The sequence below is a fragment of the Paraflavitalea devenefica genome (assembly GCF_011759375.1).
Lineage (GTDB): Bacteria > Bacteroidota > Bacteroidia > Chitinophagales > Chitinophagaceae > Paraflavitalea > Paraflavitalea devenefica.
This window is the reverse complement of record NZ_JAARML010000001.1, coordinates 962,512-987,554: the sequence shown is the minus strand read 5'-3', so window position 1 is coordinate 987,554 and position 25,043 is coordinate 962,512. Positions and strand designations below refer to the sequence as shown.

The 25,043-nt window shown below is 47.1% G+C and carries 22 protein-coding genes; 9 read left to right on the top strand and 13 right to left on the bottom strand.

What is annotated here, in order from left to right; genetic code table 11:
- The first annotated feature begins 56 nt into the window (after positions 1–56).
- Positions 57–749: an SDR family NAD(P)-dependent oxidoreductase gene (locus HB364_RS03975; protein ID WP_167286591.1), complete on the top strand. Its 693-nt coding sequence runs from the start codon at positions 57–59 to the stop codon at positions 747–749.
- A 66-nt stretch (positions 750–815) separates the two neighbouring features.
- Here the strand turns inward: HB364_RS03975 and HB364_RS03970 are convergent, their stop codons facing one another.
- The 5 genes from HB364_RS03970 to HB364_RS03950 form a co-directional block, all read right to left on the bottom strand.
- A complete protein-coding gene (locus HB364_RS03970; protein WP_167286590.1) occupies positions 816–1,112 on the bottom strand; it encodes a hypothetical protein in 297 nt (98 codons plus the stop codon).
- Between the two features lie 367 nt (positions 1,113–1,479).
- Positions 1,480–1,719 carry a hypothetical protein gene (locus HB364_RS03965; protein WP_167286589.1) on the bottom strand — a complete coding sequence of 80 codons (240 nt, stop codon included), beginning with the start codon at positions 1,717–1,719 and terminating at the stop codon, positions 1,480–1,482.
- 85 nt (positions 1,720–1,804) lie between these two features.
- Positions 1,805–3,193: a HAMP domain-containing sensor histidine kinase gene (locus tag HB364_RS03960; protein WP_167286588.1), complete on the bottom strand. Its 1,389-nt coding sequence runs from the start codon at positions 3,191–3,193 to the stop codon at positions 1,805–1,807.
- Positions 3,194–3,196: 3 nt separating this feature from the next.
- Entirely contained in the window at positions 3,197–3,886 is a 690-nt protein-coding gene (locus HB364_RS03955) for a response regulator transcription factor (protein WP_167286587.1), read from the bottom strand.
- Positions 3,887–4,633: 747 nt separating this feature from the next.
- Positions 4,634–5,665, bottom strand: a complete 1,032-nt coding sequence (locus tag HB364_RS03950) for a helix-turn-helix domain-containing protein (RefSeq protein ID WP_167286586.1) — start codon at positions 5,663–5,665, stop codon at positions 4,634–4,636.
- A gap of 305 nt (positions 5,666–5,970) precedes the next feature.
- Between HB364_RS03950 and HB364_RS03945 the strand changes: the two genes are divergently transcribed.
- The 6 genes from HB364_RS03945 (at position 5,971) to HB364_RS03920 (ending at position 15,630) form a co-directional block, all read left to right on the top strand.
- Positions 5,971–6,603 (top strand): fibronectin type III domain-containing protein, encoded by a 633-nt coding sequence (locus HB364_RS03945; RefSeq protein ID WP_167286585.1) that lies wholly within the window; start codon positions 5,971–5,973, stop codon positions 6,601–6,603.
- Between the two features lie 303 nt (positions 6,604–6,906).
- On the top strand, positions 6,907–7,182 hold the full coding sequence (locus tag HB364_RS03940) for an ArsR/SmtB family transcription factor (RefSeq protein ID WP_167286584.1): 276 nt from the start codon (positions 6,907–6,909) through the stop codon (positions 7,180–7,182).
- 225 nt (positions 7,183–7,407) lie between these two features.
- Entirely contained in the window at positions 7,408–8,481 is a 1,074-nt protein-coding gene (locus HB364_RS03935) for an efflux RND transporter periplasmic adaptor subunit (RefSeq protein WP_167286583.1), read from the top strand.
- Between the two features lie 23 nt (positions 8,482–8,504).
- Positions 8,505–11,654, top strand: a complete 3,150-nt coding sequence (locus HB364_RS03930; RefSeq protein ID WP_167286582.1) for an efflux RND transporter permease subunit — start codon at positions 8,505–8,507, stop codon at positions 11,652–11,654.
- A complete protein-coding gene (locus tag HB364_RS03925) occupies positions 11,651–12,991 on the top strand; it encodes a TolC family protein (RefSeq protein ID WP_167286581.1) in 1,341 nt (446 codons plus the stop codon). Before HB364_RS03930 ends, HB364_RS03925 begins: the two co-directional genes overlap by 4 nt.
- Before the next feature lie 254 nt (positions 12,992–13,245).
- On the top strand, positions 13,246–15,630 hold the full coding sequence (locus HB364_RS03920; protein ID WP_167286580.1) for an ABC transporter permease: 2,385 nt from the start codon (positions 13,246–13,248) through the stop codon (positions 15,628–15,630).
- Between the two features lie 7 nt (positions 15,631–15,637).
- On the opposite strand, the gene HB364_RS03915 is transcribed toward HB364_RS03920, so the two are convergent.
- The 7 genes from HB364_RS03915 to HB364_RS03885 all read right to left on the bottom strand — a co-directional run bounded on the left by HB364_RS03915 (position 15,638) and on the right by HB364_RS03885 (position 21,948).
- Positions 15,638–15,952, bottom strand: a complete 315-nt coding sequence (locus HB364_RS03915; RefSeq protein ID WP_167286579.1) for a DUF59 domain-containing protein — start codon at positions 15,950–15,952, stop codon at positions 15,638–15,640.
- Between the two features lie 10 nt (positions 15,953–15,962).
- A complete protein-coding gene (locus HB364_RS03910) occupies positions 15,963–16,385 on the bottom strand; it encodes a SufE family protein (protein WP_167286578.1) in 423 nt (140 codons plus the stop codon).
- A 79-nt stretch (positions 16,386–16,464) separates the two neighbouring features.
- Positions 16,465–17,712: an aminotransferase class V-fold PLP-dependent enzyme gene (locus tag HB364_RS03905; RefSeq protein WP_317170668.1), complete on the bottom strand. Its 1,248-nt coding sequence runs from the start codon at positions 17,710–17,712 to the stop codon at positions 16,465–16,467.
- 156 nt (positions 17,713–17,868) lie between these two features.
- Positions 17,869–19,194: a Fe-S cluster assembly protein SufD gene (gene sufD, locus HB364_RS03900; RefSeq protein ID WP_167286577.1), complete on the bottom strand. Its 1,326-nt coding sequence runs from the start codon at positions 19,192–19,194 to the stop codon at positions 17,869–17,871.
- 51 nt (positions 19,195–19,245) lie between these two features.
- Positions 19,246–20,028: a Fe-S cluster assembly ATPase SufC gene (sufC, locus tag HB364_RS03895; RefSeq protein ID WP_167286576.1), complete on the bottom strand. Its 783-nt coding sequence runs from the start codon at positions 20,026–20,028 to the stop codon at positions 19,246–19,248.
- Positions 20,029–20,061: 33 nt separating this feature from the next.
- Positions 20,062–21,507 carry a Fe-S cluster assembly protein SufB gene (gene sufB, locus HB364_RS03890; protein WP_167286575.1) on the bottom strand — a complete coding sequence of 482 codons (1,446 nt, stop codon included), beginning with the start codon at positions 21,505–21,507 and terminating at the stop codon, positions 20,062–20,064.
- 114 nt (positions 21,508–21,621) lie between these two features.
- The gene (locus HB364_RS03885; protein WP_167286574.1) at positions 21,622–21,948 is read right to left on the bottom strand and encodes a HesB/IscA family protein; all 327 of its coding nucleotides are present in this window, start codon (positions 21,946–21,948) and stop codon (positions 21,622–21,624) included.
- Between the two features lie 841 nt (positions 21,949–22,789).
- Between HB364_RS03885 and HB364_RS03880 the strand changes: the two genes are divergently transcribed.
- A complete protein-coding gene (locus tag HB364_RS03880) occupies positions 22,790–23,476 on the top strand; it encodes an aspartyl/asparaginyl beta-hydroxylase domain-containing protein (RefSeq protein ID WP_167286573.1) in 687 nt (228 codons plus the stop codon).
- Positions 23,477–23,484: 8 nt separating this feature from the next.
- Positions 23,485–24,021: an adenylyl-sulfate kinase gene (gene cysC / locus HB364_RS03875; RefSeq protein WP_167286572.1), complete on the top strand. Its 537-nt coding sequence runs from the start codon at positions 23,485–23,487 to the stop codon at positions 24,019–24,021.
- Here cysC and HB364_RS03870 read toward each other — a convergent pair.
- Positions 24,016–24,933 (bottom strand): sulfotransferase family protein, encoded by a 918-nt coding sequence (locus tag HB364_RS03870; RefSeq protein WP_167286571.1) that lies wholly within the window; start codon positions 24,931–24,933, stop codon positions 24,016–24,018. The genes cysC and HB364_RS03870 overlap by 6 nt on opposite strands.
- Positions 24,934–25,043: the final 110 nt, after the last annotated feature.

Genomic DNA, 25,043 nt, shown 5'->3' with positions numbered 1-25,043 from the left:
TAGAGCCGGCGTTTCCACGCCGGTTTTTTTACATTTGCACTTCAATCCTTTTAATCATGACCAGGACAATACTGATCACCGGCGCCAATGGAGGCCTGGGTACGGCTGTTGTGAAGAAATTCCTCGATGAGAACTATAAAGTCATTGCGGTTGACCATTCCGGCAGTCATCTCGGTTTCGCCAGTAACCATCCGCAATTTGAACTGCATGCGGTGAACTTGGCATCTGAACCCGAAAGCGACACCTTTGTAAAGGAAGCCATCAGCCTGTACAAGAAAATTGACAGTGCTCTCCTGCTGGTCGGAGGATTTGCCATGGGCGATATTGCCGCTACAGATGGGGAGGCCCTCAAAAAAATGTTTTCCGTAAACTTTGAGACAGCTTATTATATGGCCCGGCCGCTCTTTCAGCACATGATGGAGAATGGGTATGGCCGTATCGTACTGGTGGGTGCCAGGCCTGCCCTGCAGCCGGAAGCAGGAAAAAACATGATTGCCTATGCCCTGAGTAAATCATTGCTGATAAAACTGGCCGATCTGCTCAATGAGTCTGCTAAAGGAAAAAATGTAGTGGTATCTGTTATTGCTCCCAGCACCATTGATACCCCGCTGAACCGGAAAGAGATGCCCAAGGCGGATTTCAGTAAGTGGGTAAGTCCGGCGCAGATTGCCGACGTGCTGGAGTTCATTTGTTCCGGTAAAAGCGATCCGTTAAGAGGTCCCTTGTATAAAGTCTATGGAGATGCCTGAAATAAAAAAGGTGTAAAGAGATGCTGCATTTGATCAATCTCTTTACACCCATACTCTTTTTTTAAACTACACGGTGAGCACACTGTTCCAGCCGGTAACACCATCTGGTTCCCTAAGCTGGTTCTCAATGTCTTCCATCCACATGCGCCCGTCAATAAAGAATTTGTAATGATACTTTCCCTGCGGCAGCATGGGAATTTCAATGAGCCACATACCATTCTTGGCTGGCTGCATTTGTAATTCATCCTGTGCCCAATGATTGAATGTTCCTGCGAGCGTAATGTGATCTGCACAACTGTTGTGAATGTGGAACTCGATCGTCTTCTTCCGCTTGTTGATGTACGGTGATTGATGCGGTTTCATAGCTTCTCCTTTTTTGAATGTGACAGGAATGATGTTGGATACCATAGGGTATCTGGAATGCTTTCATAAGGCTGGGACAATGGGATTTGATTAAAACGGGCTGATAATAAAACAAGGCGGGCGGCAATCGGTGATGCTATGATAGGGCTATAGAGCTAAGCCATCCACATAAAGAATAATTCCTTTGCTTCCTAAAAGGTACGAAGTGTTTTTGGGATTAGGAGTCATTAAAAAGGAATTTTTTTATTAAAAAAGAGGCCGGGAAGTTGTTCGGAAAGCTGGGTTAACCGTAGGTTAATCCGGGTGGTGTTTAGGGGTCTGGAAACCGGGTTGCAAAAGAATGGATTGTGGATTTTATGGGGCAACATCAATTACGGGTACTGCTGATAGCGCCATTCTTTAATCGCAGGCTATCCAGCAGGCATTGCAGTTTTGATATCTCTTTGGAAAGCTGGAGGTTCACGGAAAGAATAGAGTCATTTTGCAGTGTCAATCTATTATTCCTGGTAACAAGTTTTGAGTTCCGCTGCCGGAGGGTAACCCCGGCAATGAGCACCAAAACGAGACACAATAAAGGAACCCAACGTAAAAATAAGGGGTGTTTCATACCTGCTTTCATGTATTATCAAATATGCTGTTTTGCTGTTAAACACTAATTAAACATGCATTAAAAGGCAATTAATTAAAAAGGCTTACTGGGCGGAAAAGGCTTTGACAGAAGGAAGCAGAATAGTAAAAATAGTACCATTTTGGGTATCGGATTCAACACGGATGGTGCCCCGGTGCAGGCTGATGATCCTTTGGGCCAGTGGCAGGCCAAGGCCAAACCCTTTAATGTGTGTGGCAGCGTTAGTACGGTAAAATGGCTGGAAAATATGTTCCCGCTCATCTTCAGCAATAACATTGCCCTCATTCTTAACCTGTATAATTACCTGGTCCTGGTCAAATGACAGGTCTACCCAGGAAATATGATCGGGAGAATACTTGCAGCCATTCTCTACAAAATTCTTGATAGAGCTGTACAGCAGGTCATTATTGCCAAATACCAGGAAGCGCTTTTCATCTTCCGGGAACTCTCCAAAATGTAATTCCACCTGGTAGGCAGGACTGATCTTCCGTACATCGCTCATTACCTTGAACAACACCTCATCAATCCGTACTTCATTCAGTTCGATCGTTCCCTGCGATCCTGTTTTGGCAATTTCCAGCAGGCTTTTCGTAAGCTGTTGCATTTGCTGCACATCTTCGCGGATAGATTGCATCACCTGCCGGTATTCTTCAATATTCCTTTCCTTGTGCAGGGTCACCTCCAACTGGCTGGAAATAGACGTGAGGGGCGTGGATAGCTCATGGGAGGCATTGGAAATAAAGCGCCGCTGGATCATAAAGGATTCCTGCAGGCGGTTGAGCAGCTCGTTAAACGTGTTGGCCAACTGATGCAATTCATCATGCCCGCTCCCTGCTTCTATCCGGTGGGAGAGGTTTTGAGAGGAAATATCATTTACTTCCTTAATAATCTGGGTAATAGGGCTGAGTAATTGCCGGGAAAACAGGTGCCCGATCAGTGCTGCGGTGGCAATGCCTATTAACAGGCCGGTGAGCAGGAACCTTTCCAGTTGCTGAAGCCGGTCCCATCCATCAGCATCATACGCCGCCACCACTACTACAATGCGGTTCACCGTGTCGGTATGGTGAAAGGCAAGGGCATCCCTGTTGTGTGCCGTAAAATAAACCTCGCCATTCAACCGGGCTTTTTCGAGCGTGGATACGTTGACGGGCGGCGGCTCTGTGCCTTCTGCATTGAATTCATACACAGGCTTATTGAGGTAGTTATAGATTATCACACTTTTATTCAGCAGCGTGTTGGTAGATCCGGCATCCAGGCGTTTGAGCATCACTACACTGCTATCGCCAAAATAGGTATACAACTGGGCATTATTATTGGCGCGGCCCTTCAACCGCTTTTTAAAAGCTTCCAGCCGCTCCAGGGAAGAGAAATAATAAATGAAAAAACTAAGCAGTAGCAGGATGGCTGTTACCAGCAGTGTGAAGAGGGCAGTTATTTTAAATTTGATCTTCACCTATTATGCATGCTCTTTTAAAATATAGCCCATCCCTACCTGCGTATGTATTAGCCTGGTATCAAAATCTTTATCAAGCTTTTTGCGTAAAAAATTTACGTACACGTCAATGACATTCGTTTTTGTATCGAAATCAATATCCCATACGTTCAGGGCTATATCGGCTCTGGATACTACACGGTTCTTATTACGTACCAGGAATTCAAGTAGTTGGAATTCTTTGGCGGTAAGCGAGATAGGCTTATCTGCACGGGTAACCTCTTTGCTGTCCAGGTTCATCACCAGATCGGCTACCTTCAGCATATTGCCGGTAGGTACATTCTGGTAAATGCGTTTGAGCAATGCCCGTATGCGTACCAGTAATTCCTTAAAATCAAAAGGTTTTACAATATAGTCGTCCGCGCCGGCATCGAATCCTTCAATCTTATCTTCGGTAGCGCTCAAAGCGGTCAGCATAACTACCGGTATGCGTTCATCCCGTTTTCGGATCTCCTTGCACAGCTCATACCCGTTCATCCCCGGCAGGTTGATATCCAGTATCACCAGGTCGAACGAATATGTTTCGATCATTTTCTTTCCGATAAGGCCATCATAGGCTACCTCCACATGATACTGCTGTTCCATTAATCCTTTCTTAAGGGCCTCAGCGATCTTCTTTTCATCCTCTACCAATAAGATTTTAACTTCTTCCATAAGTGAGTAGATGATTATGCCGACAAAAATCAGAAATAATGGGCCATCAACAGGTTATCTGCTATAAATATCGCATTAAAATGGAATTAAAATGACGTATAAGTACCAAAAACAGGGGGAGAGTGGGCAAATAAAAATCCGGATTACCGGTTTGCATGCCTTGCAGCAGTGGAGAGTCGCTGTTTAGCTGTAACCGGTAATCCGGATTAAAGACGATTAGCGTATGGAATGTCAGAAGACGGACAACAGGGAACGCTATCATCTAATAGGCTCAGGAGCAGTACAGGGTAAGTTGGGTTATGCTGCTGGTTGGTAAAAAGGATTAAAACAGAAGAGGGGATGCCATAAGGTCCAGGGAAGGCACGGGGATTTCACGCCTGGATATGGCATTTGCTCTTCCTTATTTGTGGTTTTTCAGTATTACCAATAAATAAAGAAATACGGTTACCCGGTAATGTCTACAATCAAGCTAAGGTTTGAGTGATGGCAAAATAATCCTTGCCGGGGAGCAACTTTCAGAGAGTCTTTAACCAAGTGTGAGGCGTCAGGAAATGATCAGAGATAATCAAACACTAAATTATATTTTTTCTTTGAAATAAATAACAATCTAAAATTAAAATACGCTTATGGATTGGGTTGGTTGTTTAATGATGATCGCTGATACAGTTTCATTTTATTAACAAGACCCAAAATGGGAAAAATGAGTACCTAAAAATAGCGTGCCACCAGGCAAGCTAACAGGCATAATCATAGATTTACCAATCCTCTTTTTTTCAGGCTGCCCGGTGAAAAACCGTGATGCTTTTTAAAGATCCAGATAAAATTGCTCACCTTCTCATAGCCCATCAGATTAGCGGCTTCATATACTGTTAGCGGTTGTTCCAGTAACAACAACTTGGCCAGGTTCATCTTCTTCTCCAGGTAATATTCATACAGGTTTTTACCAAATATAACTTTGAAGTGCCGTTTCAAGGTGGATTCACTTAAGGAAACCTGTTGTGCAATAGCGCAGACCGGGGGAAGATTGCGTTGCAGGTGCGCCTTTAATATAGCCTCAGCCTCCATCACTTTTAAAAAGTGCGCGTCATGATTACCAAAAACCTTTGGCGGCTGATTGTTAAAAGCCTTGTGCAGGAAATCAAGGATCAGGGAAGTAGCTAACTGACCGGCATGGTCGTTATCAGGTTCCGTGTTCATACAGGCTTCAAAGACCTTGTTCACATTATTAATGACGCTGGTAGTACAAATGCTGCTGAGGATAAGGGAAGCCTCTTTTTCATTGATCCTGTCGAGCAGGTTTTCCAGCGGTAAGCCTGCTTGCTGAAAATGCCGGGCCAGCCAGAAAGTGGTGATCCTGATCTCTATTGCCTGCACGGCATAATAAGGAATAACATCAAACCGGAGGTCTATATCATTGGCAACGATCAGGGTGCTCCGGGCCTCTGTCTGATTGAACTGCCGATGCCCGCCCACACTTTTCAACCGGAAAGAATCGGGCGTCAATACATAAATAACGCTAAAGCTCTTATTGTCCGAACGGATACCCGGCTTGCATAATTCAACGGGATAATTAAATAAGAGATTCCAGGTCCGGATACAGCAATCTGCTTCTATTTGGCTCCTTTTTACCAGCCCTTTGGCCAGGCCGCCGGATAACTGGATCACATTTTTGTCCACCACTTCGCCATTCAGTTCTTTGGCAAGCTGTTCAAGATCCTGATCACAATCAATGGAAGGAAAGGAAATGCTATAAGTGCTGACAGGTGATTGAAGGTTCATAAACGGATTTGAGTAGAATAATGAAAGTGTTAAAAGATCGCTGCGGGTGTTTATTGGTGTTTTTACTATAAGGGTTTATTGACCCGATCCGGGTATTTTATGGGTTATTTTGGGTATCAGAAAGCGCATGCAGATGCTATTTTTGTACTTCATCAATTGACATATATCAGTGGAAATTTTCTGCTGTACCATGTTAAGATCATTCTAAATGCCATCTATATATGTAACAAGTAAACCGCAGGAACGTACTAAATGAAAGACCTTTTTTTTGTCTTTTTCCTATAACCTTAACAATACCCACTGCTATGAAGTTGAAATGCTGTACCGGGATACTTATCTTAACTGGACTGTCTGTTTGTTCGCCCGCCTCGCCGTTGCCCCCCGCCGTCTTGTCTGAATTAAAAGCACTGAAAAAGGATAAAACCATTGAACTGAGCTGGAAAGCGGCACAGGAGATCAATACCAATGTCTATGAATTACAACATAGTATTGATGGAACGAGCTTTGAGACCATTGCGCTCGTGTTCCCCTGGGATAATACGGAAGAAGTCAATCAATACCGTTATACGGATAAGCGTCCCATATCGGGAATCAATTACTACCGGCTCAGGATCATTGAAAAAGACGCTACGTATAAATACTCATCCATGGTGGCTGCACAGGCTCTTATAAAAAATAATGAAAATATTTTGGTGGCACCCAATCCGGCCACTGATAGAATTCGTATACAGTTTAGCGGTATTCCTGCAGGCCCGTACCGGCTGGAGTTAAGAAATGCAGAAAAACAATTACAGCAAGCAAGCCTGGTAAATATTACCCATGCCAGCCAGGTAGCATACCTGGCACGAAGTGCAGCCATGAAACCAGGCATCCATTGGTTAACAGTGTTTGATAAAAATGATCAACGAGTTGGTGTAAGCAGGGTCATCATTCAATAGGGTATCAATTCACACAGGCGAGCCACCCACGAGGGTGGCTTTTTTTTTGCCTGTACATCCCCTAAAAGGTAGTGTCTCAGCAAAAGCTCAATACTTACCGCCTTGCCGCCTTCTCCGAAGGAGTCCTTCGGACCCGGCAGGGACACTAAAAATCAAATAGCTTCTTATTGTTTAAACACTTAATTTTGCAGGCGGCAACTTTATTGCCGGACAACTGTTATAGAAGACATGTGTGCATTTAAAACCATAAAACTTTCTGCGTGAGCGCCCCTGAATCAGGCGATACGATTAAAAGACATTTTTATGGATGCAAAAAAAGTAGAGAAGATCTCCAAAGCCCTGGCCGACCCCAACCGGTTAATGATCCTGAAGGAGTTACGGAAAAATAAGAACTGTTTGTATTGTACCGATGTATATGATTTTGTGGACCTTACACAGCCATCTATTTCACATCACCTGAAATTGCTGACGGATGCCGAACTGATCATCCCCACCAAAGAAGGACGTAATATGAAATACACCCTCAACAACAAGATGATTGACCAGTATGTAAATTTTTTACAAACACTGAAGGCTTAACAAAAATTTTTTTACAAAAAACATCGAAATATTTCAATGTTTCTATAAGTTTGCAGTCCGGTTCTACAGAAAGCTTGTCATTCCACGGCGAGATTCATTTCAACAATCAATCATAAAGCTCCCGCCGCCTGCCCGTTAATGCCCAAAGCAACAACAGGCGGGGAAATCTATACCCTAAAACATCGAAACATTTGAATGTATCAATTTAAATACACTTATATGAGTATGAGCCAACCATTATTACAAACCCAGGTTTACAGGCTACTGTTTATATTGTTGCCTGTTATCATCTTTATTCAATCATGCGCCAGTCAGGCCAACGAACCCAAGCAGGCTATTGCAGCGGCAGCGCCTAATCCCGCCGTGCCGGCAGATGGGTACATAGTACAGCCAACTTCTTTCAGTGAAGAAATAGAGATCACCGGTACACTGGTGGCCAACCAGGAAGTAACTATTGCCAGTGAGTTAATGCGGAAAGTAGTGCGCGTACAGGTGAAAGAAGGCAACTACGTACAGGCCGGCACCCTGCTCTTCCAGCTCGACGATGCCGATCTGCAGGCGCAACTGGAACGCCTGCGTCAGCAGGAAAAACTGGCCGCCCTCAATGAAGAACGCCTGAGAGACCTGATAGCCCATGATGCAGCTATACAGCAGGATTATGACCAGGCGGTTACCAACCTCAATGTATTAAAGGCAGAGATCCGCGCATTGGGGGTAACGATTGATAAAACACGTATCCGGGCCCCTTTCAACGGGCGTGTAGGTATCGTGCGGGTATATCCCGGCGCACTGGTATCTCCCAATACAGTACTTACCAATATTGTGGATGATACACGCATCAAAGTAGAATTCTCTGTACCGGAAAAATATGCCAACCTCGTGACCATCGGTAAATCACAACGTTTTACTGTTCAGTCCGATACTGCTGTTTATGCCGCCACCGTGATTGCCAAGGAATCAAAAATGAATGAACAGACACGCACCCTCCTGGTAGAAGCCATTGGTCCCAATCCCCATGGTAAACTGGTATCAGGCCAAAGTGCGCGGCTCAACCTGGCCCTGCACACAGCCAATGATGCGCTGAAAGTGCCCAGCCAGGCACTCATGCCCTCTCCGCAGGGTTATGCAGTGTACCTGTCAAAAAACAACAAAGTGCAGTTGGCCCCTGTGGTAATTGGCCAGCGCGGAACACAGGAAGTGCAGATCATTAACGGACTTAATCAGGGAGATACCGTCATCACCAGCAACCTGCTGCGCCTGATGCCGGGAGCGGAAGTTGCCCTGGTAAAAATAAAATAAGACTTAATTAATACAACATTTGTATGAGTGCCATTTCTCAAATGAGCATCTCCAGGCCTGTATTGGCCGGAGTGATGTCGGTTCTGTTAATCCTTTTCGGTATCGTAGGATACACCTTCCTCGGTACCCGTGAATATCCGGTCACTGATTCTCCCATCGTTACAGTAACTACTGTATACCCCGGGGCCAGTGCTGATATCATTGCTTCGCAGGTGACCAAGCCCCTCGAAGAAGCGGTGGCGGAAGCCAATGGTATACGCGCTATGTCTTCCGTATCCCGCGAGCAGGTAAGTATCATCACTGTTGAATTTAACCTCAATGCCGATCTGGAAGCGGCTGCCAATGACGTACGCGATAAAGTATCTAAATCGCGGCAGCAGCTACCGACTGATATTGAACCCACCATCGTGGAGAAATCGGGTCCGGCCGACTTCCTGGTATTCCTTACCGTGCAAAGCGATACCAGAAGCCTGGAAGATATTACCGACTTCGTGAACATCAACATCAAAGAAAGACTACAGTCTATTCCTGGCGTACGCCTGGTAGACACCTATGCAGGACGCAAACGGGCGATGCGCCTGCGCATGGACCCGGTAAAGCTGGCCGCCTATGGACTTACGCCTAATGACATTCAAAGCGCCCTGCAGCGGGAGAATGTGGATTTACCCAGTGGGCGTATTGAAGGAGAAAATACAGAAGTAACCTTGCGCACACAAGGCAGGTTGGTAACCGAAGAGGACTTCAATAACATGATCATCAGCCAGAAGGATGGAGCCATTGTGCGGTTCCGCGACATTGGTACAGCAATCATGTCTTCCCAGAACGAACGTACGGCGATGATTGTGGCCGAAGGTAAAAAAGCACAATACGGTGTAGGAACAGGCGTACAGCCACAACGCGGCGCCAACTCACTGGCTATTGTGGAAGAGTTTAGAAAGCGGTTTGATGATATCGTAAAGACAGCGCCCAAGGATTTTAACATCACCCTGGGTAAAGACTTTACAGTCCCTGTACGTAACTCCCTGTCGGAAGTGGAAGAAACATTGTTGCTGGCCTTCGGACTGGTGACATTGATCATCTTCATCTTCCTGCGCGACTGGCGCAGTACATTAATCCCACTGGTAGCGATACCGGTGTCTATCATATCGGCCTTCTTTATCATGTACATTGGCGACTTTTCCATCAATGTACTTACCCTCCTGGGCATGGTGCTGGCCATTGGTCTGGTAGTGGATGATGCCATTGTGGTGCTGGAAAACATTTACAGTAAGGTAGAAGAAGGGATGAAGCCGTTGGAAGCAGCGCGCAAAGGTTCCAATGAGATCTACTTCGCGGTGATCTCTACCACGGTTACGCTGGCGGCGGTGTTCCTGCCCATCCTTTTCCTGGGCGGTATTACCGGCAGGCTCTTTAAAGAGTTCGCGATCGTGGTGGCCGGTTCTGTATTGATCTCTGCCTTTGTAGCGTTGACGCTTTCTCCCATGATGAGCGCCTACCTGCTGAAGCCGGGTACTACCCATGGCTGGCTGTACCGTAAAACAGAGCCTTGGTTTGTGAAGCTGAATACCGGTTATGAGCGCTCGTTGAAAGCATTCATGCGGTACCGTTGGATTGGATTTATTCTACTGCTCGGCTCTTTTGGCATTGCTTATTACCTGGCTCCCAAACTGCCTTCCGAACTGGCGCCGCTGGAAGACAGGTCGATGGTGGGCCTGGCAGTGATTGCCCCGGAGGGTACTTCCTATGAAAGCATGGAGCAAACCATGAAAGAGATCAGCGCTTACGTGGCCGATTCCATTCCGGACCTCAATAACAATACTACCTATGCAGGTATAGCTGCTACTGTAGGTACGTTGGTGCAACCGGTAAACGGTGGCTTTCAATGGGTCTTCCTCGAAGATCCGAAGCAAAGGAAAAGTAAGATGACCCAGCAGCAGATCTATGAAAAGCTGGCAGTAGCCTCCCAGCGTTTCCGGAATGTGATCCTCATTCCTATTCAAATACCTACCATCGGCGGTTTCTCCACCTCCCAGCCGGTAGAATATGTAGTACAGGCGCCTACGCTGGATAGCCTCATAGCGGTAATGCCCAAACTGATGGGAGCGGTATTCCAAAGTCCCAAGCTGACTTTCCAGAACCCCGACTTCAAAGTAAACCGTCCTGAGATCAGTATCTCTATCGACAGGCAACGGGCGGCGCAATTGGGCATTTCCACACAGGAAATAGGCCGTACGCTGCAACTGGCCCTAAGTGGCCGCCGGTATGGATACTTCATCTATAACGACCGTCAGTATGAAGTGATTGGTCAACTGGACCGTGTGGAAAGGTCTACGCCGGAAAACCTGCGTTCCTTATTCCTGAAATCGGCCAGCAATGAAATGGTGTCCCTGGATAACCTGGTGACCCTCAAAGAAGGCATCAGCCCGCCTGCTATCTACCGCTATAACCAGGCATACAGTGTTACCATTGGCGCTACACCGGCGCCTGGGGTAAGCCTTGGCGAAGCGATTAAAGAGCTGGACAACATCACCGCGAATGTATTGCCCGCAGGGTTCCGCACCCAACTGGCAGGCCAGAGCCGTGACTATGCAGAGAGCAGTTCCAGCCTCATCTTCGCTTTCATCTTTGCCATCGTGTTGATCTACCTGGTGCTGGCCGCGCAGTTTGAGAGCCTGATAGATCCTTTCATCATCCTCTTAACAGTACCCATGGCGGTTACCGGCGCCTTGCTCAGCTTATGGCTTACCGGTGAGTCGGTCAACATCTTCAGCCAGATCGGTATCATCATGCTAATTGGTCTCATCACCAAGAATGGTATCCTCATTGTGGAGTTTGCCAACCAGCGTAAACACGAAGGATTGAAGGTGAAAGACGCTGTTATATCGGCTGCCGCCTCCCGGTTCAGGCCCATCCTCATGACCACACTGGCCATGATCTTTGGTACACTGCCTATTGCCTTATCATTGGGTACTTCTTCAGGCAGCCGTACTTCCCTGGGTATTGTGGTAGTGGGTGGTCTCGTCTTCGCCGGTATCCTTACATTATACGTTATCCCGTCCGTGTACTCTTATTTCTCACGGCCGGCTAAGAAAACAGCAGGTGATGAGGGTGCGCTGCATAATGCAGTACCTGCACCAGCCCCTGTTTCATTGAATCCAAATGCATCAATATGATCAATAAGAAAAAAATAGTGTACACCCTTTTATTGTCGGCAGGCTTCCTCCTGCCTGGTGTACGCAGCATAGCGCAGTCTTTATCCCTGTCATTGCCGGATGCCGTATCACTGGCTATTAAGAACAACCGGTCCCTGAAAATAGCGGGGCTCGACATTGATAAAGCAGGTGAGGAAGTACGGGTAGCCCGTAGCCTTTCCTTACCCTCCGCCAGTATAGGCGGTCAATACCTCCATTACTTTGTAATGCCTGCTTTCTTTGGCTTTGGCGATAATGGCGGCGGTGATAAAGTGCCCTATAGCCGCATCGGTGGAAGGGACCAGATTGCCGCTACCTTATCGGTGGCTTACCCGGTATACAATCCATCGGCCCGGCCTGCCTTGCGCGAGGCGCAGTTGAACCAACATGCCCGCAGAACAAACCAAAAATACAACGAAACCGAGGTGGCGGCTGCCGTAAAGCGCATCTATCTGGGTATGTTGGTGGTGAAGGAAAGGCTGCAGTTGCAATACGAAAGCCTGCAACGTAATGAAAAGGCTTTGCAGGATGCGCGTTCCCTGCTGGCGCAGGGACGAGGATTAAGGGTAGACACTTTGCGGGCCTATACGTCTGTCAAGAACCTGCAGCCGGATATCCTGAAGCTCAATTACGCATTACAGGTAGGAAAGCAGCAACTGGTTACCCTCATAGGCATAGATTCCCTGCAGGATATTCAGTTGACAGACTCCCTGTCGCTGGCGAAGGATGAGCAGATCCCCACGGAGGAAGTGATCTATGAAGAGGCCAAAGCACAGCGTCCCGATCTGCAGATATTGGCCATTAACCAACAGATCAGTGATCAGCAGGTATTGCAGGCTAAGGCGCAGCGCCTGCCGGTAGTTTCGCTCATCGGTCAATACCAGGTGCAAAGCCAGGCCAAAGGGGCTAACTTCTTTGATGCCTACTGGCCTTCCGCTTCTTTTGCCGGTGCACAGGTGGTAGTACCCTTATTCAGCGGGTATAAGAACCAGGCAAGGATTAGTCAGGCCAAAATAAACAAAGACCAGTCGGTCGTACGCTTAACCGATGCACAGCAACAACTGAAAACGGAAGTGACCCAGGTCATTGCCAACCTGCAGGAAACCTTTGAAAGAATGAAAACACAGGTGCAGGTAAAGGAAACGGCCAAACTGAGCTATGACATCATTCAGTACCGGTATTCAAAAGGGGTGGCTTCCAGGTTGGAACTGACAGATGCCGAGCTGGCACTTACTACCGCTCAGTTGAACTACCTCGAAGCAGTATATGAATATCTTTCTGCACGTATAGAATTGGACAGAACCAGAGGAAGGAATTAGAAAAACGGTTGGTTTATAACAAGGGTTAACATAAAAGGCCTGTCGGAGACCTATATCCGGCGGGCTTTTTTATGCAGCTCTGCGAGACTTGCAGTCTCGCAGCCCTATTTTCGGGCCTTTGGCCCGTCCAGGCAAAGGGTTACCGAAGCAAACGCATTGCCTCAATGCCTTGTTGCCTCGTTGCCTTCCCCCCAAGCAACATTCCATTATGCGTCTTGTCTTTCTTCCATACACAACCTTATAACCTCACGAACATGTTCAAAACCAATCTCAAAACTGCTTTCCGCAATCTGTGGAAAAACAAAACCTATAATACCCTCAACATCCTTGGCCTGGCAATCGGTATCGCTTGCGCCGGACTGATCTTTCTATGGGTGGAAGATGAGATAGATTATGACAATGTGCATGTAAAAAAAGACAGGCTTTACAGGATAAATGTAAATAAGCGATTCGACAACCGGGTATTTACCATGGGATCTACACCACGGCCGATGGCAGCAGCATTGAAAAGTGAGGTCCCGGGTATTGTCAATACCGCCCGGGCATCGGATGTAGCGCAACATGCCCTTTTCAGTTTTTCGGATAAAGCAATGTATGCATCGGGCAGGTATGTTGATGCTGAGTTGTTCAGCATGTTCACCTTGAACTTTGTTCAGGGCAATGCAAAGAATGCCTTCGATCAATTGCATGCGCTCGTGATCACAGAAAGTACGGCAAAGAAGTTTTTTGGGGAGGATAAAAATGTGATGGGAAGAACGCTGCGGGTAGACAATGAACAGGATTTTGTGGTGACGGGTGTACTGAAAGACCTGCCTGAAAACGCTTCTTTTAAATTTGAATGGCTGGCGCCTTTTGAGTTCGATCTTCAGCGGCGTCAGGAGCCGCCCAGTTGGGAAAGCTATGGACCGTATACTTATGTTGAATTAGATCCCCGGGCCAATGTCATAGCTGTCAACGAACAATTGAAAAATTTTATTTCACGGAAGAAGTCTGATCAGAAAAGCGAGACCTTCTTATTCCCCATGGCTGACTGGCGTCTTTATAACGAGTTTGAGAATGGCAAACAGACTGGTGGCGGGCGCATCAAACAAGTACGTATGCTTTCTACGATTGCCTGGATCATCCTTTTCATTGCCTGTATCAACTTCATGAACCTGGCTACTGCCAGTAGTCAGCGGCGTGCCAGGGAAGTGGGTGTACGCAAAGTGCTGGGTGCCGGAAAGAGAGGGTTAATCATGCAGTTTATAGGCGAAACTTTACTCATGTCAACAATGGCTGCTGTTGTTGCCATGGTGATTATCCTTATTTCATTGCCGGCGTATAACGGGCTTATGCAGAAGAATCTTTCCTTGCACCCGGGCAACCCGCTTCATATAACTGCCTTGCTTATCATTACCCTTATTTGCGGGCTGGTGGCCGGCAGCTACCCCTCTATGTATTTGTCGTCCTTCAATCCTGTTGTTGTATTGAAAGGTTTAAAAATGAAAGCAGGAAGTGCTGCATTGATAAGAAAAGGATTGGTAGTGCTTCAGTTTGCTGTTTCGGTAGTGTTCATTATCAGCACCATTATTGTTTATAGTCAGCTACAGCATGTAAAAGACAGGCAGCTTGGCTTTAGTAAGGACAACCTGATCCAGGTAGACATGCAGCATGATGTTACCGGTGTTTTCCCCTTAATCAAGCAGGACCTTTTGCAGACTGGCCTGATAGAAAATGCTGCCCTCTCTAATCATTCAACCATCTATGGCGGCAATACCGATAGCCGGTTCAAATGGCAGGGAAAGCCGGTTGACAATGAAGTGTCCATTGCGCACAGAGGTGTAAGCCCTGAATTTATTTCCACCTTCGGGATGCAAATTGCTGAGGGCAGGGATTTTACTGTTGATGGTGCTGCTGAAAGTAAGAATGTGATCATTACCCAATCAATGGCCAGCCTCATGGGCAAAGGAAGCGCGGTGGGTAAGGTCATACAGTCTCCGCGTGGGAATGATGAAGGAGTGTTCACCGATCTGACAGTAGTAGGTGTTGTAAAGGATTATGTATATGGCAATATGTATGGCAAGCCCGGGCCGGTGATCTTTTTCTGTCAGCCAAAAAAAGCCGAACTGGTATATGCGCGGATAAAACCAAACAGTGATCCTGAACAATTGTTGACGAAGATCGGAGCCGTGATGAAGAAACACAATCCTGCCTATCCGCTTGAATACAAATTTGTGGATGACCAGTTCAATGAAATGTTCCTGAACGAAGTGCTGATCAGTAAGGCTTCAGGTGTATTTGCAACCCTGGCCATTATCATCTCCTGTTTAGGATTGTTTGGGCTTGCTGCTTATACAGCCGAACGCAGAACAAAAGAAATAGGCATCCGAAAAGTGCTCGGCGCCAGTGTGACCGGATTGGCGGGCTTGTTGTCAAAAGATTTTCTGCAATTGGTAATTATTGCCTGTGGGGTGGCTTTCCCGGTGGCCTGGTGGATCATGCATGATTGGCTGCAAAGCTATGAATACAGGATAGGCATCAGTGGATGGGTATTTGCCGCAGCCGGTGTAGGAGCTGTCTTGATTGCCTTGCTCACCGTAAGTACACAGGCCATAAAAGCAGCCTTAACCAATCCTGTTAAGAGCTTACGTTCGGAATAGTGAGTTGTTACAAAAAACCTAACTCCAGCTTGGCTTCCTCACTCATCATTTCCCTGTTCCAGGGTGGGTCGAAAGTGAGCATCACGTTCACATCTGATACATGGGGAACGGTGCGCACCTTTTCATCTACTTCGCGGATAATTTCGCCGGCTACAGGACAGCCGGGCGCTGTGAGGGTCATCGTGATCTGTACATAACCATCGTCTTTAATGTCAATGGTATAGACCAGGCCCAGTTCATAAATGTTCACCGGTATTTCCGGGTCGTGCACCGTTTTCAGTGTCTCAATAATATCCTGTTCTATTTGCTGCTTGTCAATCATGTGAACACTATTAGGACGTTTTGGTTTGCAGGGCCACCGCGTATAACTTCATTTGTTTGATCATGGAGAGCAAGCCATTGGAGCGGGTCACGGAAAGGATTCCCTGCAATCCTATCTTATCTACAAAATACAATTCCGCCTGTGCGATGGCGCCCGGGGTATGGCCTGAAAGCACCCGCACTACCATGCTCACCAGTCCCTTGGTGATAATAGCATCACTATCAGCCGTGAAATGCACCCGTCCATCCCTGAAATCGGCATGGAGCCACACCTTTGCCTGGCATCCGCGTATCAGGTTCTCATCCTTCTTATACGCTTCTTCGATCAATGGCAATTCCTTTCCGAGTTGAATGATATATTCATACTTCTCATTCCTGTCCTCGAAAAAAGAGAACTCCTCAATCAATTCATCCTGTATTTCATTAATCGTCATAATAATCGTTTTCTGCTCAGTCGCCAGCCTCCGGCTGGTGACGGCTATTTGTTAGCCTCTGGCTAACACCAAAGATATGCTACGTCAGCATCGTTACTGCCCGCTTTACACCGGCTGCCAGTTGATCAATCTCTTCTTTGGTATTATAAAAAGCCAGGGAAACACGTACCGTACCGGGAATGCCATAAAACTCCATCAGCGGCTGTGTGCAGTGGTGCCCTGTACGTACGGCAATGCCCATATTGTCAAGGATCACGCCCACATCATAGGGGTGAACACCTTCTACAATGAACGACAATACGCCCGACTTCTGCGTTGCCGTACCGATAATGCGGAGCTTATCAATGGACAACAATTGCGCTGTAGCATATTCCAGCAGCTCATGTTCATATTGCTGTATGGCGGGCAAGCCAATACCGGTTATATAATCAATAGCAGTGCCCAGGCAGATACAGGCTTCTATATTGGGCGTACCGGCTTCAAAACGGAAAGGAAGATCATGATAGGTGGTCTTTGCAAACGTTACCTGTTTGATCATGCTGCCACCGCCCTGGTAGGGAGGCATCTGGTTCAGCCATTCTTCTTTGCCGTATAAAATGCCGATACCGGTAGGACCATAGATCTTGTGGCCAGAAAATACCAGGAAGTCAACATCCAGTTCCTGTACGTCAACCGGGATATGCTGTACAGCCTGTGCTGCATCCAGCAATACCGGGATATTGTGTTGATGCGCCTGTGCAATGATCTCCCTTACCGGGTTAATGGTGCCCAGCGTGTTGGATACATAGGCTACAGCAATCAGCTTCACCTTGTCATTCAATAAAGCGCTGAATTCATCCATCAGCAATTCCCCTTTTTCATTAATGGGGATCACCTGCAGGTTGGCCTTGCGGTCTTCACACATAATTTGCCAGGGTACAATATTGGAATGGTGTTCCATGGCAGATACAATAACCGTATCGCCTTCCTGTACGAATTGCTTGCCGTAACTGTAAGCTACCAGGTTAATGGCATCGGTAGTACCCTTCGTGAAAATCACTTCATAATCGTGCCGGGCATTGAGGAAAGCGGTCACCTTCCTGCGGGAAGCTTCATACGCATCCGTTGCCTTTTGGCTCAGGTGGTGTACGCCCCGGTGTACGTTGCTATTCAGGTGGGTGTAATAATCTTCAATAGCTTTCAGCACAGCCCAGGGTTTTTGAGCGGTGGCGCCATTGTCTAAATAAACCAATGGCTTGCCATATACGGTTGTCTGCAATATGGGGAAATCATTCCTGATTTGCTGAATATCCAATGCGGCCGGAGCTACCATAACGTCTGTACTCATGGGTCAAAAAAATTAATAATTAACAATGAGTGTTCTAAGGGACCCTTACGGAGCGTGTGTTGGTTAGAAGGCCAGACCTGTAGTCTGGATCAGACTGTCACCCTGAGCTTGTCGAAGGGTGCTTAACGGCTTCGACAAACTCAGCCTGACACTCACTTATTTCAACCCTTGTTCGATCAGTGCATTAATATGTGTCTGCACTTCCGGAATAGGGATCTTTTCTGTTACGTCGAATACAAAGGCATGGATCAGCAGGGTGCGGGCCTTTTCCTCTCCGATACCTCTTGATTTTAAATAGAACAAAGCATCCAGGTTAAATTGTCCCATGGTAGAGCCATGGCTACATTTAACGTCATCGGCAAAGATTTCCAGTTGCGGCTTGGAGTCGACCACTGCCTTTTTGCCCAGGATCATATTATTGTTCTGCTGGAAGGCATTGGTTTTCTGGGCATCCTTGCGCACGAATATCTTACCGTTGAATACGCCGGCAGCCTCGTCTTTCATCACGCCTTTGTACAGCTCGTTGCTGTTACAATGGGGTTTGCGGTGGTCTACGATCGTGTGGTTGTCTACCAACTGGCGACCGCCTGCAAGATAAAGACCGTATAAGTGACTTTCCACGTTTTCACCATCCAGCGCTACGTTCAGGTTATTGCGCCAAAGGCTGGTGCCGGGGAAAGAAGCCTTATAGTTATTATAGATGCTATTCGCCTGCTGGTACACCTCTGTATGATGTACATAACGGGCGTTCTCATCGCCTGCCTGGATATAATAATGCTGTACCTGTGAATTTTCCTGCAGTACAATTTCTGCTACATTATTAATGAACACTGGTGTACTGTTCGTGTCTGTAGCATAGCTTTCAATAATACTGATGGAGGCACTGGTGCCAACCACAAACAACTGCCGGGGTTGGTAAAAAGTAGGCTCACTGGCAGTGGTAATATGGATCAGGTGCAAAGGCTTCTCTACAATGGTATTCCGTTTTACTTCTATAAAAAGGCCATTGCGGAAAAGCGCTGTATTGGCAGCAGCGAAATGGAACTTCTCCAGGTCCACATACTGACCAAAATGCTGTTTGAAGGCTGGCCTGTTGCTGGCTTCGGTTAAAGACATCAGGTATATGCCTTCTACCGGCACGGCATCGGAAAGATCGGCCCGGTACTTGCCGTTTACCAGTACAATATGATAGCAATCCAGTAACTGGATGGTTGCTTTGGCAATGGCGGCCTCTTTTACAGAGAGTATCTCTTCTTCCTGTTCCAGTTCAAAGCCTTCTTTCAGTACCGGTACCAGGTTGGTATACTTCCAGTCTTCTACCTTGGTGGAAGGGAAGCCCAGTTTTTTAAAATGCTGGAATGCCTTTTCACGTACGGCACTTACTTCAGGCGCTTCCGTTGCGAAGAGGGATGAACGTATTTCGTAATCAGCTATGCACTGATCGTATAAAGAGCTGCTTATTTGTGTAATCCTGTTTTCCATTCCGGTTCTTTTTCTGCTGGTTCTAATAAATCGAAAGCGGTACGGCCGGCTTTAGCGGGGCAGTAAAATATCTGCCGTTTCTGTTTCCTTTGAATCTTCCTTCAGCCAGTCGTATCCCTTCTCTTCCAGTTCCAGTGCCAGCTCTTTGGTGCCGGATTTCACAATCTGTCCTTTATACAATACGTGTACGTAGTCCGGAACGATGTATTCCAGCAGACGCTGATAGTGTGTAATGATGATGAACGCATTTTTACCGGTGCGCAGTTTATTAACGCCTCTTGATACAACGCGTAGGGCATCGATATCCAGTCCGGAATCCGTTTCATCCAGGATAGCCAGCTTGGGATCCAGCATAGCCAGTTGGAAAATCTCATTTCTTTTCTTCTCACCACCGGAAAAACCTTCATTCAGGGAACGGTTGGCCAGGGCAGCATCAAATTCCAGGAGCTTTTGTTTTTCTTTCAGCAGCTTCAGGAATTCTTTGGCTTCCATATTGGGCTGTCCTCTATAAGCCCTGATCTCATTGAGGGCAGTCTTCAAAAAGTTTATGTTGGAAACGCCGGGAATTTCAACAGGGTATTGAAATGCCAGGAACACACCTTCTCTTGCACGGTCTTCGGGAGAGAGTTCAAGAAGGTCTTTGCCTTCAAATAAAGCCTGTCCACCGGTAACTTCATAGTTTTCTTTACCGGTAAGTACGGATGCCAGGGTGCTTTTACCCGAACCATTGGGCCCCATGATAGCATGCACTTCCCCGGCTTTCACCTCCAGGTCCAGCCCTTTCAGTATCTCCTTACCTTCAACAGATGCTTTCAGATTCTTAATACTTAACATTTATTAACGCTTTGATAAATTTACTTTTTACAATTATCCTACACTTCCTTCCAGGGAAATAGCCAGCAACTTCTGAGCCTCTACGGCAAATTCCATGGGCAACTGGTTCAGTACTTCCTTGGCATAACCATTGACGATCAGTGCCACCGCTTTCTCGGTATCAATACCCCGTTGGTTGAGGTAAAAGATCTGATCTTCCCCGATCTTGGACGTGGTCGCTTCATGTTCCACCATGGCCGAGTTGTTCTTCGACTCGATATAGGGGAAAGTATGAGCGCCGCATTCATCACCGATCAGCAGGGAATCGCACTGGGTGAAATTGCGGGCATTGTCAGCGCCGCTGCCTACCTGTACCAGTCCGCGATAACTATTCTGCCCATGTCCGGCAGAAATACCTTTTGAAATAATACGGCTACGGGTATTCTTTCCGATATGGTACATCTTGGTACCGGTATCGGCAATCTGTTTATTCTTCGTGAGGGCTACAGAGTAGAACTCACCGGTAGAATTATCACCCCGCAGGATCACACTGGGATACTTCCAGGTAATGGCCGAACCCGTCTCTACCTGTGTCCAGGAGATCTTGGAATTAACACCCCGGCAGATACCACGTTTCGTTACGAAATTGTAAATACCGCCGTTGCCATCCTTATCACCGGGATACCAGTTTTGTACGGTGGAATACTTGATCTCTGCATTTTCCAGGGCGATCAGCTCCACCACGGCCGCGTGCAGTTGATTTTCATCACGCATCGGGGCGGTACAGCCTTCCAGGTAGCTCACATAACTTTCATCATCGGCAACGATCAGGGTGCGTTCAAACTGACCGGTATTCTGTGCATTGATACGGAAGTAGGTAGAAAGCTCCATGGGGCAGCGTACACCCTTGGGGATATACACAAAAGAACCATCGGAGAATACGGCTGCATTGAGCGTTGCGAAAATATTGTCCGTATACGGTACCACAGTACCAAGGTATTTCTTCACCAGGTCGGGATACTCCTGCACGGCTTCACCGAAGGAGCAGAAGATAACGCCCATCTCTTTCAGCTTTCCCTTGAAGGTGGTAGCTACCGATACACTGTCAAACACAGCATCTACGGCTACCCCTGCCAGCATCTGTTGTTCTGTTAAGGGAATGCCCAGCTTTTCAAAAGTGGCCAGCAGCTCAGGGTCTACTTCATCCAGGCTATTATACTTGGCTTTCTTGCGGGGAGCCGCATAATAGGAAATACCTTGCAGGTCCATCTTCGGCATCTCAAAATTCTGCCAGGCGGGCCATTCCATCTTCTCGAAATGACGGAAAGCCTTCAGCCGCCATTCCAATAGCCATTCCGGTTCATTCTTCTTGGCAGAAATAAACCGGATGGTATCTTCATTCAGCCCTTTGGGGGCAATGTCCATCTCGATATTCGTCGTAAAGCCGTACTTATACTCCTCTGTCGAGACGTCTTTTAATATATCTAAATCAGTACTCATGTCTTCTTCGCTTGGTTAAAGTCAATCACATTGATGTTACCGCTGTCCGTTTCCAATGGCTATCGAAGCAAAAGCCCACTCGCCATTCACCACTTACCACTCGCCCCTTACCCCTTACAGTGCAAAGCTCTCACCGCAGGCACAAGTGCGGGAAGCGTTGGGGTTATTGAAAAACAATCCTTTACCATTCAGGCCGCTGGAATAATCCAGTTCGGTGCCATACAGGTACAGCAGGCTTTTCATCTCTACCACCAGCTTCACGCCTTTATCCTCAAATACCTGGTCATTTTCTTTCACTTCGGTATCAAACTTCATCTCGTAGGAAAGGCCGGAGCAACCGCCTCCCTTTACGCCTACACGTACAAAACTGCCTGCCTGGTGGCCCTCTTTTTCCATCTGTTGATGGATATACTCCTTCGCGTTATTGGAAATTGTTATCATTTTTAATGCTTTGTTGTGATAATTACCAATATAACAATACTCCAGGCTATTAGTTGCCTGCGCAAGTTATAGCGATAAATCGTAACCACATTGATTTACAGCAACAAACAATTGGTCCAGGTCAAAATTTTTGAAACATCTAAATTTTGAGCGCCAAAAGCTAAAATCAGACTGCAAAAATAGTGTATAAAGCCGGTGTTTTTAGCGGTTTTGTGGGGTTTTTGAGGCCCAACGCCACAATTAACAACCGTTAGAAGGGCGCCTGCTAAATCCGGCTTAGGTCCGGTGCCCCATAGGAGAAAATAGAAGACAAGTCGTAAAAATGCGACAAAATGTCGTTTTTCTTGCTGACCAGGAATTACGCTGCAACAGTTGCCTTATGGTTCTGCGAAGGTATAGGTCGGGCGGGGATAGAGTATAGATCAAGCCGGGATAAAGCATGGATTAAGCATAGATCAAGCTACCAATAACTAAACTGAAAGCAAACCGAAAGTAAACTGAAAGTAAACCGAACGTAAAGTGCAGTGGATAAAATACGCTTGAAGAGGGAATGTTCGGGCGAAAGCTGAGCCTGGCCGGCGGGTATACAACCAACAGCCAGCAGCGGTAGAAAACGCCATCGGAAGTAGTAAAAGCAGGTAAAAATGGTATTGAAACATAGCTGGAAATTACAAAATAAGTGACAATCTGTCGGCTGTTTCGAATTAAAATTTAAAAAATGGGTCAGCTTTTGCAAGAACACAACAGCAAGTACAGAAGTAGGCCTGCAGCGGAAGAAATTGGCAGGTTTTATAGCGAAAAAACATTATATTCGTCTGACCATTAATCCAATGACTGTCTTATGATACGTTCGGCAAAAATTGACCTGGCGATTAATATCTCGTCCCTCCGTCAGGAGATCCTTACACTACCCGATTCCTGGGCTCCCCACTTTAATACCTATCACTACGAAGGCGAATGGACAGTGCTCCCCCTCCGGTCACCGGGTGGTCACCATGACCAGATCATTCCAGACCTGATGAGCGAGGATGTTTACCTGGACACTCCCCTGATGGAACAGTGTCCGGCCATCCGGCAATTGCTGGATACCTTTCAATGCCCGCTGGGATCGGTACGGCTGCTGAACCTGAAAAGCGGGGCCGTCATCAAAGAACACCGGGATCATGAACTGGCGTATGAACGGGGCGAAGCCAGGCTGCATATACCCATATTTACCAATGAACAGGTGGAGTTCTGGGTGCAAAATGAACGCATACAGATGGAGGTGGGCGACTGCTGGTACATCAATGCCAACCTGCCGCACCGGGTGGCCAATTATGGGGCCGGCGACCGTATTCACCTGGTGATTGATTGCAAAGTGAATGAGTGGTTGCAGGACCTGTTCAACCGGTCTGTGAAAACCTATGTGTCTGAAGAGCGTAAAACCAGCGAGCTGTTGAAAATGATATTTGAGCTGCGTTTACAAAATACAGCTATTACCAACCGCCTGGCCGATGAATTGGAACACAGTTTGCTGGAACAGGCGTAATTAACCCCATGTTACTTATCCAACTCACGGGGCTTTCGGGCGCCGGCAAAACATCGATTGCTTTCCGTGTACAGCAACTCCTGCTGCAAAAGGACATTGCCGCAGAGATCGTTGATGGCGATGCCTATCGTAAAACACTTTGTAAAGACCTGGGATTTTCGGCTGCCGACAGGCGCGAGAACATCCGCCGGCTCGGCGCTGTGGCAGATGCACTGGTGCAGCAGAATATCATTGCCATCATTGCAGCCATCAATCCTTATGAAGATGTGCGGCAGGAATTGAAAACAAAATACAATGCGCCTATAGTATGGGTCCATTGTTCTTTAGACATCCTGATTGAAAGGGATACCAAAGGGCTTTACAGAAGGGCTTTTCTGCCAGCCGGTCACCCGGAAAAAATAACCAACCTCACCGGCGTGAATGATGTATACGATATTCCTGTTGATGCCGACCTGATCATATCCACCCATACCGAAGACCCCGAAACTTCTGCTGTGCGGCTACTGGCCTTTGTATTGAAAAACTTAATAGACGAAGAGTCATAAGCGGCTTCTTAGGGTTTCTAATTGCTTATACAGCTCCATGACCGGGAGGATGCTATCCGGCAAAGGCGTTGTGGATGCTGGTTCCTGGAATACCTGCTCCGGGTACTTGGCATGATAGCGGCTGCGCTCCTGCATCACCTGCAGCTCACTTTCCTGTAAAGTAATGCCTGTAAAGGCGGCGATCTTTTGCATGATCTGAAGTACCGGCTCATGGTAACTCACCAGCAGGGAATGCGGGTCATAGCCGGTAATCTCCAGCATGGTCGTGAAATAATACTCCAGCACTTTGATCATATAATCGTCCAGCGAACAGGCTGCAATAGCGTCCTTATCAAAGCCAAACAGTTCCGGTTCTATAACGCCCTGTACCGATTGCATGCCCCGGCGCCTGCGCTGTGATTGTATCACTTCATCGGGTGAACGGTATAGCAGTAGGAAAGGAACAGTGGGGAATAATTGACGCAACTGCCGGTAAAAACAGAAATGCCAGCTATCGGTCTTGATGAAGAGATGCTTTTCATCGCCCCTTCTTTTCTGTCCATACAATTGAAGCGCAGCCGGTAGGGCCTTTGCAATCAGGGTAGTGTCAATATTGGGCTGTTGATAAGGTAGCCGGAGCAGTTGGTCCAAAAAAGGGGTTTCGGCCAGTACAATATGTTCTTCGGGAAGGCCCAGCAATTGGGCAATGAGCGTGGAACCACAGCGTGAAACATGGAATATAAAAGCAGTGGGTGGCGCCGATTCCATAGCAGCTCCCCAGGAAGGTAATATATCCAGTGTGCTGAGGCTTCTGTAAGGAAATGAGTTTTCCGGCAAGCTTTTGCACTGGCTGATCGTTTCGTCAAAAAAGGGCGCTGTATAACGCTGGTTGCCGGTATACAACCAGTAACAGTGCGGGATATCATGGAGCATGGACAACTTATAAGGTATCCAATTATGAAGTGCTGATGAAATAGGCGTGGGCATAGGCTGGCTTAAATGGTGATGCCTAATGTAAATTAATTTTTGGTAGCCTGGTGGTT

Coding starts and splice junctions, on each gene's coding strand:
- HB364_RS03975 (WP_167286591.1), top strand. CDS start 57: ATGACCAGGACAATACTGATCACCGGCGCCAATGGAGGCCTGGGTACG.
- HB364_RS03970 (WP_167286590.1), bottom strand. CDS start 1,112: ATGAAACCGCATCAATCACCGTACATCAACAAGCGGAAGAAGACGATC.
- HB364_RS03965 (WP_167286589.1), bottom strand. CDS start 1,719: ATGAAACACCCCTTATTTTTACGTTGGGTTCCTTTATTGTGTCTCGTT.
- HB364_RS03955 (WP_167286587.1), bottom strand. CDS start 3,886: ATGGAAGAAGTTAAAATCTTATTGGTAGAGGATGAAAAGAAGATCGCT.
- HB364_RS03950 (WP_167286586.1), bottom strand. CDS start 5,665: ATGAACCTTCAATCACCTGTCAGCACTTATAGCATTTCCTTTCCTTCC.
- HB364_RS03945 (WP_167286585.1), top strand. CDS start 5,971: ATGAAGTTGAAATGCTGTACCGGGATACTTATCTTAACTGGACTGTCT.
- HB364_RS03940 (WP_167286584.1), top strand. CDS start 6,907: ATGGATGCAAAAAAAGTAGAGAAGATCTCCAAAGCCCTGGCCGACCCC.
- HB364_RS03935 (WP_167286583.1), top strand. CDS start 7,408: ATGAGCCAACCATTATTACAAACCCAGGTTTACAGGCTACTGTTTATA.
- HB364_RS03930 (WP_167286582.1), top strand. CDS start 8,505: ATGAGTGCCATTTCTCAAATGAGCATCTCCAGGCCTGTATTGGCCGGA.
- HB364_RS03925 (WP_167286581.1), top strand. CDS start 11,651: ATGATCAATAAGAAAAAAATAGTGTACACCCTTTTATTGTCGGCAGGC.
- HB364_RS03920 (WP_167286580.1), top strand. CDS start 13,246: ATGTTCAAAACCAATCTCAAAACTGCTTTCCGCAATCTGTGGAAAAAC.
- HB364_RS03915 (WP_167286579.1), bottom strand. CDS start 15,952: ATGATTGACAAGCAGCAAATAGAACAGGATATTATTGAGACACTGAAA.
- HB364_RS03910 (WP_167286578.1), bottom strand. CDS start 16,385: ATGACGATTAATGAAATACAGGATGAATTGATTGAGGAGTTCTCTTTT.
- HB364_RS03905 (WP_317170668.1), bottom strand. CDS start 17,712: ATGAGTACAGACGTTATGGTAGCTCCGGCCGCATTGGATATTCAGCAA.
- sufD (WP_167286577.1), bottom strand. CDS start 19,194: ATGGAAAACAGGATTACACAAATAAGCAGCTCTTTATACGATCAGTGC.
- sufC (WP_167286576.1), bottom strand. CDS start 20,028: ATGTTAAGTATTAAGAATCTGAAAGCATCTGTTGAAGGTAAGGAGATA.
- sufB (WP_167286575.1), bottom strand. CDS start 21,507: ATGAGTACTGATTTAGATATATTAAAAGACGTCTCGACAGAGGAGTAT.
- HB364_RS03885 (WP_167286574.1), bottom strand. CDS start 21,948: ATGATAACAATTTCCAATAACGCGAAGGAGTATATCCATCAACAGATG.
- HB364_RS03880 (WP_167286573.1), top strand. CDS start 22,790: ATGATACGTTCGGCAAAAATTGACCTGGCGATTAATATCTCGTCCCTC.
- cysC (WP_167286572.1), top strand. CDS start 23,485: ATGTTACTTATCCAACTCACGGGGCTTTCGGGCGCCGGCAAAACATCG.
- HB364_RS03870 (WP_167286571.1), bottom strand. CDS start 24,933: ATGCTCCATGATATCCCGCACTGTTACTGGTTGTATACCGGCAACCAG.